This window comes from Sphingomonas pseudosanguinis, from assembly GCF_014196255.1.
Lineage (GTDB): Bacteria > Pseudomonadota > Alphaproteobacteria > Sphingomonadales > Sphingomonadaceae > Sphingomonas > Sphingomonas pseudosanguinis.
Genome location: NZ_JACIDH010000009.1, coordinates 20,039 through 33,159, shown reverse-complemented (window position 1 = coordinate 33,159; position 13,121 = coordinate 20,039). Strand labels below are relative to the sequence as shown.

Sequence of the window (13,121 nt, the reverse complement as noted above, 5' to 3'; positions counted from 1 at the left end):
GGGATCAATAGGTCGCGCGGATCGACAGGCCGAAGCGGCGGTCGTTCAGCTGATACTGAAGCGGCTGCCCCAGCGTGCCGATATACGTCACGTTCATGCGGTTGGTCAGGTTCACCGCATCGGCGGAAACCGCGATGTGGCTGTTCACATTGACGCTGACCGAGGCATCGAGCGACGCATAGGGCTTGGCATATTGCGGCTGGTTGGTGCCCGCGCCGAACGTCTGGTCGAGATAGCTCGACCGCCAGTTATAGGCGAGACGCGCGGTCAGCGGCCCCTTTTCGTACAGGCCGATCAGGTTGTAATTGTGCTTGGACAGCTTCTCCAGCGGCAGCTGGGTATTGCCCGATCCGGCGACCGCAAACGGGTTGGTGACGTTGGAGTCGACATAGGTGTAGTTCGCCTGCATGCCGAAGCCGCTGAGGATGCCCGGCAGGAAGTCGAAGAACTGCTGATAGCCGATCTCGGCACCCTTGACCGTGCCGCTGCCCGAGTTGAGCACGGTGTTGACGTCATAGGCACGGCCCTGAAAATTCTGGACGATCACGCCGCTGGCCAGGAAACCGTCGACCTTCTTGTAGAACAGGCCGCCGGTCAGCGAGCCGGTCGGTGCGAAATACCATTCCGCCGTCAGGTCGAAATTGTCCGACGCGATCGGCCGCAGGCGCGGATTGCCCGAATTGGCGCTGGGGCGGCCGGTGATCGGATTGATCTGATTGGGATTGTTCAGCGTCAGGTTGGTCGACAGCTGATCGAAGTTCGGCCGCGCCAGCCCCTTGGAATAGGCGAAGCGCATCTGGAATTCTTCGGTCAGCCGTGCGCGCAGGTTCACGCTGGGCAGCGCGCGGGTATAGCTGTTCTGGATCGCCAGCGGCGAGCTGGTGCCGTTGGAATTGAACTGCGTACCGAAGGAGGTCAGGTCGGTCTTGACCAGCCGCACGCCGACGCCGCCATCGAAGCGGACATCACCCGCCGCGAATTCATAATCGGCCGCACCCCAGACGGTATAGGTCTTCTCGGTCTGCGAATTGAGGTCGCCCGCGGTGAAGGCGTCCTTGGTCTTGGCACCGAACAGCGCGTAGAGCGCCTTGGTCTGCGCCCAGACCCCGTCGCCGGCGGGGAAGGCCGGATAGAGGAAGCCGCCGGTGACCGTGCGCCCGTCGAAGAAATTCTTGGACGGCCCCGGCATCGCCAGCTGCGGATTGCGGCTGAGCGGGATCAGCGGGGTGCCGTCCTTGGCCGAGCAGGAGGGATCGGGCCCGGTCGCATAGAGGCAGACGCCGTTCCAGGTGCCGCGCAGGTCGATCGAATTGTCCGAATAGCGCGCACCGCCGCGCAGCTTCTGGAGGAAACCGCCCTCCAGATCATATTCGATGTCATAGGCCAGCGCGAGCGTGTCGGCGTCGTTGCGCTGGAGCGCATCGGCGATGAACGGCGTGGTGTAGTTGGCCGGGTTGCTCAGCAGCGCCTTGTCGCGCACGTCCCATTGCGGCCGCTTGCCGCGCAGGTCGAAGTCGATGATCGAGGGATGCGGCGACCCGGTCGGCGTGTTCTGCCCGGCCGCGGTGAACAGCGACAGGACATGGCCGTTGCGGTCGGCGTTATAATAGCTCTTCAGATACTGCGCGTCGAAATGGACCTTGGCGCGGTCGGTCGCCTGCCATTCGGCGGCCAGGGTGAAGTTCTGGCTCTGGCTCCACAGCTGCTGGTCGAAGCGGCCGGTCTCGAAATTCTGCTGCCGCAGCGAGCCCGAGGTCGCATAGCCTTCCTTGTTGAAGGTGAAGGCCGCGCCGGGCAGCGGGTTGGACTCGCTGCCGCCATTGACCGTATAGTAATAGGCGCCGCGCCGGTTGAACCAGTATTTGGCGAGCTGATACTGGCCGGTGATCAGCAGATTGTCGGCCGCCTGCCACTGGATCGCGCTGGCGATACCCAGACGCCGGCGATCGCCGAGATCGTCATAGACCTGCAGACCCATCGGCGCGCGGGCATTGGCGGGGGCACCCGAGATGCTGCCGGCCGGGATCGGGTTCTGCGGGTTGGAGAGGATGCCGTCCTGGCGGTAATGCGCGGTCGAATAGACGGCGTTGAACAGCACGCCGACCTCACCGATGCCGGTGTCGAAGCGGTTGCTGTACAGGCCCGAGGCGGAATAACCGAACTTGTCAACGCGGTCGTAATAGTTGCCGCGCAGCGTGGCGCTGATCGTCTGGCCGGGCTGGTCGAAGGGCAGGCGGGTGCGTAGATTGACCGCGGCGCCGACGCCGCCCTCGATGATGTTGGCGGGCGCGTTCTTATAGACGTCGATACCGCCCAGCAGTTCGGGCGGAATCCCCTCCAGGTCGAAGGCGCGGCCACCCGACGCCGAATAGATGGCGCGGCCGTCGAGGAAGTTCTGCACCTGGGTCAGGCCGCGCACGGTGATGGCGGGCGAGGTGCGGTGGTCGAAGTCGGTCGCGCCTTCACCGTAGCGGCGCTGGATCTGGACGCCGGTGATGCGCTGCAACGCCTCGGTCGTATTGGCGTCGGGCAGCTTGCCGATGTCCTGCGCCTGCACCGAGTCGATGATCTGATTGGCGTTGCGCTTGAGCGCCTGCGCCGAGCGCAGCGACTCGCGCACGCCGGTGACGACGATGTCCTGATCCGAAACGCCCTGCTCGGCCACCTGCGTCGCGTTCAGCGCGCCGGTCGGCTGGCTGGGATCGCGGCCCTGCTCGACGCGAAGCTCGGCGCCGCGCTTCGGCGGCGTGACGGCGGTCTGTGCGTTGGCGATGTTATGAATGCCACCGGTCGCGATCGCAACGATGGACGCGCCGAACAGCCAGCGCGATGCAATATCTCGCATATATCCTCCCCCCAAAATGTCCGTCCGCTATCGTGCGGCTCATGCTCTACATGGCATAAGCCCAAATGCCTGACAAATGAATTTGGAGGAAAAGACCGTTATTTGCGTCTGTTTTGTAACATAATGATTTTGCTGAAATCTTTTTGTAACGACCGGTGCCTTAGTTGTTGTGCGCCACAGCATGAAAAATGGACCGGCGTGGTGAGGCGTTGCATTATCACGCCTATTATCAATGTCTTGAGTGACAGGTGGCGCGGACCGATCTTTAAAAGGTCAGTATGGATGACCATGCCGCGTCGATGCACAATTGTGCCACTTTGCACCGGCCGTAAACGAATTCGGAAGGCTCGGTCGGATGCTGAGATCAACCGGGATTCCTGACGCGCGCTGACGCCACATTCGGTGTGGTAAAGCCATGAAGTCGGACAAGTGGACGGGAGAGGTGAGCCCCTCCCGTCCCGTCGCTTCACTCCGCGTGGCGCAGCGATGCCGCGTCGAGATCGACCGCCAGTTCGCGCGGCCAGTGGCGCAGCGCACGGCATGTCGTGACGAAGCCCTTGGCCTGTTTCGCCTTGGCCAGCGTGACGAAGCCCTCGTCACGTTCCGTCACGCCGGCGGCCTCGAACAGCCGCTCGGCCGCGGCATTATGGCCGATGAACTTGGCATGGGCGAAGGCGTCGGCGACGAAGTCCTTGGCGGTGGCGTCCTTGGCGAGCATCGCCACGCCGGTCTCGGAGGGCAGGACCGCGACCGCGTCGTACAGCACCGAGGGGCCGCCATCGATCTTCTGCCGCGCGGCGACCTTCGTCCCGTCGTCCAGCGTCACGCCCCCGATCTTGGGCGCGACGACCTCCCACAGCGCGCCCTCGGCCTCCAGCGCCTTGGTCAGCGCCTGGAACAGCTCGGCGCTGCTGTCGTCGGTCAGCAATATGCCCATCTTGCGCCCCTTGAAGCTGTCCGGCCCGTTGGCGAGGATGCTGAGCTTGGCCGAGGGGGGCAGGTCGCGCGTCGGCTTGGCGGCCTGCGCCGGTTCGGGCAGGTCGAGGCCCAGCCCGTCGGCGACCGTCGCCGCGAGGCCCTCGTCGATCAGCCGCAGGTGCGAGACGGCGCGCGCGCGAATGTCGACCCGCTCGACCTTGGACAGCTCGAACACCAGCGCGTCGCCGATATGCTTCTGTTCGATGGGCTGCTGGCTGACGAAGAATTGCCGCGCCTGGCTGTAATGGTCGGCGAAGGTCTCGGCACGCAGCCGCTGCTTGGTGCCCTGCACCTCGGCGGGGAAGCTGCGATAGCCGATCGTCGGGTTCTCGCGCGGGCCGCCATCGGGGCCCCAGCTGTTCGGCTCGTAATTGGCGCGCCCCTTGGGGTTGTGCATCGCCATATGGCCGTCCTGCTGGAAGTTCATCACCGGGCAGCGCGGCGCATTGACCGGGATATGGGTGAAGTTCGGCCCGCCCAGCCGCTTCAGCTGGGTATCCAGATAGGAGAAGTTGCGCCCATGGAGCAGCGGATCGTCCGAAAAGTCGATGCCCGGCACGACATTCTGGGTGCAGAAGGCGACCTGTTCGGTGGCGGCGAAGAAATTGTCGACATTGCGGTTGAGGGTCAGCGTGCCGACGATGCGGACCGGCACCTCCTCCTCGGGGATCAGCTTGGTCGAATCGAGATGGTCGAAGGGCAGGCGGTCGGCGGTTTCCTGGTCGAACAGCTGGACGCCCAGATCCCATTGCGGGAAGTCGCCGCCCTCGATCGCGGTCCACAGGTCGCGGCGATGGAAATCGGGATCGGCGCCGTTGATCTTGACCGCCTCGTTCCACAGCACTGATTGCAGGCCCTGACGCGGCTTCCAGTGGAATTTGACGAAGGTCGACTTGCCCTCGGCATTGACCAGCCGGAAGCTGTGGACGCCGAAGCCCTCCATGGTGCGGAACGAGCGCGGGATCGTCCGATCGGACATCTGCCACATGACCATGTGCCACGCCTCGGGGCTGAGGCTCGCAAAGTCCCAGTAATTGTCGTGCGCCGACTGGGCCTGCGGAAAGGCGCGGTCGGGCTCCTGCTTCACCGCATGGACCAGATCGGGGAATTTGATCGGGTCCTGGATGAAGAAGACGGGGATGTTGTTGCCGACAATGTCCCAGTTACCCTGCCTGGTATAGAATTTGACCGCGAAGCCGCGCACGTCGCGCGCCAGGTCCATCGATCCCTTGTTGCCCGCCACCGTCGAGAAGCGGACGAACACCTCGGTCTGCTGCCCGACCGTGCTCAGCACATCGGCCTGGGTGTAATCGGACAGGCTGTCGGTCAGTTCGAACACGCCGTGCGCGCCGTAACCCCGCGCATGGACGACGCGCTCGGGGATGCGCTCATGGTCGAAGTGGAAGATCTTCTCGCGCAGGATGAAGTCTTCGAGCAGCGTGGGCCCACGCGCGCCCGCCTTCAGGCTGTTCTGGTCGTCGGCGATCGGCACGCCCTGCTGCGTGGTCATGGTGTTGGCCACGTCGTCGGTCGTCTGATGCGTCTCGCCGCCATGGCCCTGGGGTTCGGCATAATAAGTGGGCGCATCCGCGCCGGCGGGGACGAGCGGGGCGGTGGCGGGGGTCTCGCCCTTGGTCTTGCCCGCGCCGGTCTTGGTCTTGCTGGCCATCGTCATGCCTTCCGTCTGTGATGGGGGATCGCCCTTTCCAACGCGCGGGATCGCCATTCGTCCGGGGACTAAGTGCTTGATGTTCATCAAGGCGCAGGGTGCATGACTGGCCTAGACATGGGTCATTGATCGGCATTCCGAAGACCCACGGAGCGGAGAATGGCCCTGCCCGACGACGCGCCCACGGTCCTTTGCATACCCGCCCGCGACGAGGCGGCGATGCTGCCCGGCCTGTTGGCGGCGATCGCCGGCCAGTCGGTTCCGCTTACGACGCTGCGTGTCTGTATCTATCTCGACGATTGCCGTGACGGCAGCGCGCATCTGCTCGAACGGATCGGCCCCGACCTGCCTTTCCCGCTGATCGTGGCGCAAGGTCCGTGTGCGTCCGCACCCAATGCCGGGGCGGCGCGGCGCGCGGCGCTGGCCCTGGGGCTGGCGCTGCTGGAGGGGGGCGAGGGGATGGTCTTCACCACCGACGCCGACAGCCGGCCGCAGCGCGACTGGATCGCGGCGGGGCGCAAGGCCCTGGCCGTGGCGGACATCGTCGCCGGGCGCATCCTGCGCATCGATGCGGCGGCCGATCCGCTCCAGGGGCGGATCGAGGCCTATTACGACCGGCTCCACCGCTATCGCCGGATCGTCGATCCCGTGGCGTGGGAGGCGCGCGACACGCATCATTTCAGCGGGGGCGCTAATATCGCGCTCCGGGCGTCGGCCTATCGCGACGTCGGCGGCTTTCTGCCGCTGCCCTGCGGCGAGGATGCGCGATTGCTGGACGATGCCGCGCGGGCGGGGCTTCGCGTGCGCCGCGACGGGGCGATGCGGGTCGAGACGTCGTCGCGCCGGCAGGGGCGGATCGCGGGCGGGCTGGCGGGGCAGCTGCGCGCGCTGGACGAAGGCGCGGCCCCGATGATGGCCGATCCGCGCGGCGCCGCCTGGCAATGGCGGGCGCAGGCCGCCGCGCGGCGGGCGTTTGCGGCGATCGACCGCGTCGATGCGCGGGCCGCGCTGGGCCGGCGGCTGGGGCTGACGGCGGATCATGTGCTGGGCGTGGCGCGCGACTGTCCCAATGCGGAGGCCTTCGCGATGCGCGTGGTGCCCGCACCGCGCGATCATGCCGGGTCGGTGACGCTGGCCGAAGCGGAGGACGGGGTGTCGATATTGGAGCGCGAATGGTGCGAGATCGCGGCATGACCGACATGGCCACCGCCCTGCGCGATGCGATCGCCGCTGCGGGCTGGGCGCAGCATCCCCCCGGCGATCCACACACCGCCGAGGACTATATTGCGCTGCTCCGCCCGCTCTACGAGATCGGCCGCCGCGACCTGCCGCTCGCGCGGCTGGTCGAGGGGCATGTCGATGCGGTGCAGATCGTCCAGCGTTATGGGTCGGCCGCGCAGGTTGCCGCCTTGCGGACCGCATTAGCGAAGGGGGCGACGCTGGGCGTGTGGAATGCCGGGCTGGCGGGCGAGCCGTTGCGGCTGGAGGGCGGCTCTTTAAGCGGCGGCAAGAGCTATGCCTCGGGCGCGGGCGTGCTCAGCCATGCGCTGGTCACCGCCGATGGGCCGGCGGGGGTGCAATTGCTGCTGCTCGATCTGGCGCGGGTCGTGCCGGCGATCGATCGCGGCTGGTGGCGCGTGACGGGGATGCAGCGCTCAGAAACGCATCAGGTCCGCTGGCAGGGGGCCGAGGTTGCCGATGCCGACCGCATCGGCGCGCCCGACCTTTATGCCGGCGAGCCCTTTTTCAGCGGCGGGGCGCTGCGTTTCGTGGCCGTCCATGCCGGGGGTGTGGCGGGGATTTGCGACCTGACGCGCGCGCATCTCGTCGCGACGGGGCGCGCCGACGATCCCTTCCAAGCCGCGCGGCTGGCCGACCTGTTTGGGCTGGCGGAGATGGCGGCGGCCATCGTCCGGCGGACCGCAAGGGCTTGGGGCGAGGACCCGAATGACAGCGGCTATGCGGCGCGGGTGGCGGCGGCCCGACTGGCGGTGACCGATGCGGCCGAACGCGCCATCGTCATCGCGCGCGAGGCGGTGGGGCTGGCGGGGCAGTTCCTGACGCACCCGCTGTCGGCGATGCTCGCCGATCTGTCGGTCTATCTGCGCCAGCCCGTGCCCGATGCGCAGCGGCTGCGCGTCGGCGCGGCGGTGGGGCAGGGGCTGCTGGCCCCGTCGCTATGACCTGGGGCCTGCGGAGCGTTCGCCGGGCGGTGGTCGTCGCGCCGCATCCCGATGACGAGGTCATCGGCGCGGCCGCGCTGATCGGGCACCTGCGGCGACAGGGTGGCGACGTGCGCGTGATCGTGGTCAGCGACGGTGCCGCATCGCACCCGAACAGCATGGCGTGGCCGCGCCAGCGCCTTGTCGCCGCGCGCGAGCGGGAGAGCCTGCACGCGCTCCGCCGGCTGGGGGTAGTGCGGGGGCAGGTGACGTTCCTGCGCCTGCCCGATGGCGGGCTGTCGGCGGGATGCCGGGGGGCGTTGCACCGCGCGCTGCGCCGCTACCCCGCCATCGATCTGATCGTCGGGCCGGCGATCGACGACGCGCATCCCGATCACCGCGCGGTCGCCGAGGCGCTGCGGGACTATCGCTTTGCCGGGCGCCGCCTGACCTACCGCGTCTGGCCGCCCGAGCGGCCGATGGCGGCGCGGGGGACCCGCGTGACGATGCCGGGGGGTGCGGCGGCCAAGCGGTCGCTGATCCGCGTGCACCGGACGCAGCTGGGCGCGATCACCGACGATCCGCACGGCTTCGCCATCGCGCGGCACGAGCTGGCGGTCTTTGCCCACCCCGTCGAGCGCTTTGCCACGGTGAGGCGATGACGCCGATCGACCTCAGCGGCTTTGCCGAGAAATTCGCGGGCGATGACGATCCCTGGCGCACCTTTTCCAACCATGACGAGGCGGTGAAGCGCGCCGCCATCCTCCACGCGCTGGGGCCGGGGCCATGGGGGCGGGTGCTGGAGCTGGGCAGCGGCAACGGTTCGAACAGCCGCGCCGTCGCCCCGCGCGCGCGGTGGCTGGATGCGACCGAGGGCACGGTCGAGGGCACCCGGCTAACCGCGCGCGCGGTGGCCGGCTGGCCGCGTGCGCGGGCGATCACGCTGGCGCTGCCCGACCGCCTGCCGGGCCGCGTCTATGACGCGGTCGTCATCGCCGAGCTGCTCTATTATCTGCCGCCGCTGGCGATGGCGCAGGTCGCGCGCGCGGTCGCGCAGGCGCTGCGGCCCGGCGGGCGGCTGGTGCTGGCGCATCACCGCGTCGATTATTACGACTTCGCGCAACATGCCGCCGGCATCCATATGCGCTTCCTGCGGGCGACCGGCCGGCGCTGGCGGGTGGCGACGGTGCGTCGCCGTGCGCGCTGGCACGTCATCGTCGCGCAAGCGATCGACGATGGGGATTTTCATGGGCCTCAGAAGCGCCTAGAGCGCGCGCACCCCGGGGGACCGCTGATGCGCGGTTGAGAGGTGGGCAGCAGCCCATGACCCGCCGAACCTGATCCGGATCATACCGGCGTAGGGAGGGTTGGCGGCGCTCTTCCGTCCTCCCTCCATGAAAGTGGACAAGAGGACGATGCCGGTTGTGACCAAGCGTGATCAGCGGATGATCCGCCCTGCTGCCCTGTTGCTGTCGGCCGCCTGGGCGCTGCTGCCCCTGGCGGCTGAGGCGCAGACGGTGACGGATGCCCCGCCGGCGGACATCCGTGTGCTGGGTCAGCGCGATCCCGCCGGGCTGCTCCCCGACCAGACCGAGCCCAAGGCGGTCAGCGCCATCTCCGCCGACTTCATCGTCAAGCAGGCGCCGACCCTGAACGCCTTTCAGCTGGTCAATCTGCTGCCCGGCGCAACGGTGGCGTCCGCCGACCCGTACGGTCTGTCGACCAGTTCGAGCCTGACTCTGCGCGGGCTGGGGCAGGATGAGATCGGCGTGTTGATGGAGGGCGCGCCGCAGAACGACATCGGCTATTACTACGCCTATCCGTCGCAATTCGCCGATCCGGGCAACATCCGCCAGATCGCGCTGGCGCAAGGCTCGGTCGATCTGGACTCGCCGACGGTGGCGGGGGCGGGCGGATTGCTGTCGCTGACCCTCGACGATCCCAAGGCGACGACGCAGGTGCGCGGCGATCTGTCGCTGGGGTCGCACGCCCTGCGCCGCATGTTCGTGCGGGTCGATACGGGGACGCTCGGCGACAGCGGGGTGAAGGCGTTCCTGTCCTATTCGCATACCCAGGCGGATAACTGGCGTGGGCCGGGCTATGACCTGCGCCAGCATGTCGATGCCAAGCTGCTGCGCGAATGGGGGCAGGGCAACCGTGCCAGCCTGGCGCTGTCGTACAACGACGCCAATTCGTCGAGCTATCCCAGCCCGACTTTGCTTGAGTGGCAGGCGCAGGGGCGCGGGTTCAACTTCGATCCGCGCTACACGCCCGGCAGCAGCAGCTATTGGCGGCTGTACCGCGCTCCGTTCCGCAACCTCTATGCCTCCGCGCCGGTGCATGTGTCGCTGAGCGATCGGTTGACGCTCGACACCACCAGCTATCTGCAATTCGGCTATGGCAACTCGCCCTATGGCACCCAATTGGCGACCACCGGCAATTTCCTCGGCAATGAGGAGCTGACCGCGCCGATCGCTTTGCCGAACGCGGTCGACGGGGTGGCGACGGTGCTCGGCAATTATACCGGCGACCAGCGGCGGCTGGGGCAGGTCGTCAAGCTGACGCGGATGGCGGGCATCCACCGGATCACCGCCGGGCTGTGGTTCGATTACGGCATCGACCGCGTGACCCAGACCTATACGGCGGTCGGCCCCGACGGCCAGCCCGCCGATCGCTGGGGCTATCGCAGCCGGGCGATCCGCACCGCCGACGGGCGGCTGCTCGCCTATGAGAACCAGCGCACGATCACCGTCATCAAGAGCCTGTTTGTCGCGGACAGCATCGCGCTGACCCCGCAGCTGACCGTCGATCTGGGCATCAAGGGCATCAACATGCTCCGCAGCGGCCGCAACTATCTGCCCGGCCCGCAACAGGCGGTGCGGCGCGAGAGCAATATCGCGCTGCCGCGTGCGGCGGTGCGCTATGCGATCGACGACCGGCAGCAAATCTTCGCCAACATCACCACCAATTTCCGCACGCCCAACGAGTTCACGTTGTATGACAGCTATATCGGCGGGCAGGTCACGACGCGCGGCACCGATACGCTGAAGAACGAATATTCGGTGTCGCAGGAACTGGGCTATCGCTTCATCGGCAGCCGCCTGTCCGCCTCGGTGACCGGTTTCCATTACCGTTTCCGCAACCGCCAGCTCGCGACCGTGGTCGACAATGGCGGGGCGCTGGTCAACTCCACGCTGAATGCCGGCGGGCAATCCTCGTACGGCGTCGATGCCGAGATCGACTATCGTCCGGTGGCGGGCCTCAGCCTCTATGCCTCGGGCGAATATCTGCGCGCGCGGATCAGCGACGATCTGCCGGTCGGCAACGACCTACTCCCGACGCGCGGCAAGCGTGCCGTGTCCAGCCCGACCTGGCAGTTCGGCGCGGGCAGCATCTATGACGACGGGCGTCTGTTCGGCAGTATCGCGGGCAAATATGTCGGCCGCCAATATGCGACCTTCGTGAATGACGAGAGCATTCCCGGCTATGCCACGCTCGACCTGTCGATCGGGGTGCATCTGGCCGACTGGCTGGACGGCAAGCGCACCGATCTGCGGCTGAACGCGATCAACGTCACCGATCCGCATGTGCTGGCCGGCGTGCAGGCGGTGACCACCAATGCGCGCGATGTGGTCGGGCGTGGCGGTACGGTCATTACGGGCAATGCGCCGGCCTATTATATCGCGGGCGGGGCGGCGGTGGTCGCCACCCTGTCGCGCAGCTTCTGATCGTGCAGGGCGAAGGCCACCGCGTCCACGGCATGGGGCTGGCGCTGGAGGCGCCGACCTGGCCCGCGATCACGGACGGTGAGGCGGCGGCCGTGCTGGCGCATTTCCCGCTGGTCGCCCCGATCACCACCTTAAGCTGGCATTCGCCACGCCCCTTTTCCGCCGCCACGCTGATCGACACGGCGGACGGCGCGCTGCTGCTCAAGCGGCATCACCACCAGGTGCGCAGCGTCGCGGGGCTGGCGGCGGAGCATGGCTTCATCGCGCATCTCGCGACGGCCGGCCTGTCGGTGCCCGAGGTCCTGCGCACCGCCGAGGGGGCGAGCGCGGTGGGCCTGGGCGAGGGGACCTATGAGCTGCATCGCCGGTCGCCGGGCGCGGATCTGTACCGCGACCACCCGTCCTGGACTCCGTTCCAGTCGTACGATCACGCCCATGCGGCGGGTTATGCGCTGGCCAGGATGCACCAGGCCGCGCGCGGGTTCAACGCGCCGGCGCGCACCGCCCAGCCGCTGGTCGCCAGCTTCACCATCCTGCCCGCGCATGATCCGATGGCGGCTATGGATGCCTATATCGCCGCGCGGCCCGCACTGGCCGCGTTCCTGTCTGCGCGGAACTGGCGCAGCCCGTTGGCCGCGCTGTTCGCGGATGGGGCGAGCGGACTGGCCCCGCGTCTCGTCCGCCAGCCGTCGCTCTGGACGCATAACGACTGGCACCCGTCCAACCTGCTCTGGGCGGCGGACGGCGGGGTCGCGACGGTGTTCGACTTCGGGCTGGCCGACCGTACGTGCGCCGCGCACGACCTGGCCACCGCGATCGAGCGCACCGCCTTCGCCTGGCTGGAGCTGGGGACGAAGCCCGATCACGCCATCGCCGACCTGCGTGCGGCGCGTGCCTTGATCGCGGGCTATGCTTCGGCCGGGCCGCTGTCGCCCGACCTGATCGAGACGGCCATCCGCCTGCTGCCGCTGGTTCATATCGAGTTCGCGCTGTCCGAGATCGATTATTTCGCCGGGATCGTCGGCGACGAGGATGCCACGCTGCTGGCGTGGGAGGGCTATCTGCTGGGTCATGCCGACTGGTTCCTGTCGGGGGCGGGGCGGGGGTTTCTGGCGGACCTGCGCGAAGAGGCCGGCCGATGATGACGCCGCTGGAGATCGCGGCGGTCGCGATCAGCGTTCTGGCGATCTGGCTGACGGCGCGGCGCAACATGCTGTGCTGGCCGCTGAACCTCCTCGCCTGTGCGCTCTATTTCAAGCTGTTCCTCGATGTGCGGCTCTATGCCGACATGGCGTTGCAGGCGGTGTTTGCGCTTGGCATCCTTTATGGCTGGATCACATGGCAGCGCGACCGGGAAAGCACCGGCGCGGTGGTCGTCATGCCGCTGTCGCGCGGCGCAGGGCTGGGCGGACTGGCCATGGGCGGGCTGGCGGCGCTGGCGATCGGGTGGTTCACCAGCCGGCATACCGACGCGGCATTGCCCTGGCTCGATGCGACGCTCAGCAGCTTCAGCCTGGTCGCGCAATATTGGACCGCGCGCCGGCACCGCGAAAGCTGGCTGCTCTGGATCGCGGTCGACATCGTCTATGTCGGCATGTTCGTCGCCAAGGGATTGCTGCCCACCGCCGGGCTGTATGCGGTGATGATCGGGCTGGCGGTGATCGGCTATCGCGACTGGCGGCGCTGACCCTGTCCTTTCCTCCCCTGTAAGGGGAGGTGGCAGGCCGTAAGGCCTGACG

At 67.6% G+C, this 13,121-nt stretch carries 9 protein-coding genes and 1 riboswitch; of the genes, 7 read left to right on the top strand and 2 right to left on the bottom strand.

Features of this window, described 5'->3' with window-relative positions:
* Positions 1-4 precede the first annotated feature (4 nt).
* Together GGR48_RS10865 and GGR48_RS10860 are read right to left on the bottom strand one after the other, a co-directional pair.
* Positions 5-2,845 (bottom strand): TonB-dependent receptor, encoded by a 2,841-nt coding sequence (locus GGR48_RS10865; RefSeq protein ID WP_183951935.1) that lies wholly within the window; start codon positions 2,843-2,845, stop codon positions 5-7.
* 466 nt (positions 2,846-3,311) lie between these two features.
* Entirely contained in the window at positions 3,312-5,492 is a 2,181-nt protein-coding gene (locus tag GGR48_RS10860; RefSeq protein ID WP_183951934.1) for a catalase, read from the bottom strand.
* A gap of 159 nt (positions 5,493-5,651) precedes the next feature.
* Here GGR48_RS10860 and GGR48_RS18135 point away from each other — a divergent pair, with 159 nt between their 5' ends.
* The 7 genes from GGR48_RS18135 to pnuC all read left to right on the top strand — a co-directional run bounded on the left by GGR48_RS18135 (position 5,652) and on the right by pnuC (position 13,069).
* Positions 5,652-6,686, top strand: coding sequence for a glycosyltransferase family 2 protein (locus GGR48_RS18135; RefSeq protein WP_240456062.1), 1,035 nt, complete (start codon positions 5,652-5,654; stop codon positions 6,684-6,686).
* Positions 6,665-7,675, top strand: a complete 1,011-nt coding sequence (locus GGR48_RS10850; RefSeq protein ID WP_240456063.1) for an acyl-CoA dehydrogenase — start codon at positions 6,665-6,667, stop codon at positions 7,673-7,675. The genes GGR48_RS18135 and GGR48_RS10850 overlap by 22 nt, the downstream gene beginning before the upstream one ends.
* Positions 7,672-8,316, top strand: coding sequence for a PIG-L deacetylase family protein (locus GGR48_RS10845; protein ID WP_183951933.1), 645 nt, complete (start codon positions 7,672-7,674; stop codon positions 8,314-8,316). Before GGR48_RS10850 ends, GGR48_RS10845 begins: the two co-directional genes overlap by 4 nt.
* Entirely contained in the window at positions 8,313-8,960 is a 648-nt protein-coding gene (locus GGR48_RS10840; protein WP_183951932.1) for a class I SAM-dependent methyltransferase, read from the top strand. The genes GGR48_RS10845 and GGR48_RS10840 overlap by 4 nt, the downstream gene beginning before the upstream one ends.
* Positions 8,926-9,035: riboswitch (TPP riboswitch) on the top strand. Its footprint overlaps the gene before it by 35 nt.
* Positions 9,036-9,099: 64 nt before the next feature.
* On the top strand, positions 9,100-11,382 hold the full coding sequence (locus tag GGR48_RS10835) for a TonB-dependent receptor (protein ID WP_183952012.1): 2,283 nt from the start codon (positions 9,100-9,102) through the stop codon (positions 11,380-11,382).
* Between the two features lie 32 nt (positions 11,383-11,414).
* Positions 11,415-12,524, top strand: a complete 1,110-nt coding sequence (locus GGR48_RS10830) for a phosphotransferase enzyme family protein (protein WP_183952011.1) — start codon at positions 11,415-11,417, stop codon at positions 12,522-12,524.
* Complete coding sequence (pnuC, locus tag GGR48_RS10825) at positions 12,524-13,069, top strand: nicotinamide riboside transporter PnuC (RefSeq protein WP_183952010.1); 546 nt, start codon at positions 12,524-12,526, stop codon at positions 13,067-13,069. Before GGR48_RS10830 ends, pnuC begins: the two co-directional genes overlap by 1 nt.
* Positions 13,070-13,121: the final 52 nt, after the last annotated feature.

Bases quoted from the DNA above. Each gene is read 5' to 3' on its own strand.
- GGR48_RS10865 (WP_183951935.1), bottom strand. From the start codon at position 2,845: ATGCGAGATATTGCATCGCGCTGGCTGTTCGGCGCGTCCATCGTTGCG.
- GGR48_RS10860 (WP_183951934.1), bottom strand. From the start codon at position 5,492: ATGGCCAGCAAGACCAAGACCGGCGCGGGCAAGACCAAGGGCGAGACC.
- GGR48_RS18135 (WP_240456062.1), top strand. From the start codon at position 5,652: ATGGCCCTGCCCGACGACGCGCCCACGGTCCTTTGCATACCCGCCCGC.
- GGR48_RS10850 (WP_240456063.1), top strand. From the start codon at position 6,665: ATGGTGCGAGATCGCGGCATGACCGACATGGCCACCGCCCTGCGCGAT.
- GGR48_RS10845 (WP_183951933.1), top strand. From the start codon at position 7,672: ATGACCTGGGGCCTGCGGAGCGTTCGCCGGGCGGTGGTCGTCGCGCCG.
- GGR48_RS10840 (WP_183951932.1), top strand. From the start codon at position 8,313: ATGACGCCGATCGACCTCAGCGGCTTTGCCGAGAAATTCGCGGGCGAT.
- GGR48_RS10835 (WP_183952012.1), top strand. From the start codon at position 9,100: ATGATCCGCCCTGCTGCCCTGTTGCTGTCGGCCGCCTGGGCGCTGCTG.
- GGR48_RS10830 (WP_183952011.1), top strand. From the start codon at position 11,415: ATGGGGCTGGCGCTGGAGGCGCCGACCTGGCCCGCGATCACGGACGGT.
- pnuC (WP_183952010.1), top strand. From the start codon at position 12,524: ATGACGCCGCTGGAGATCGCGGCGGTCGCGATCAGCGTTCTGGCGATC.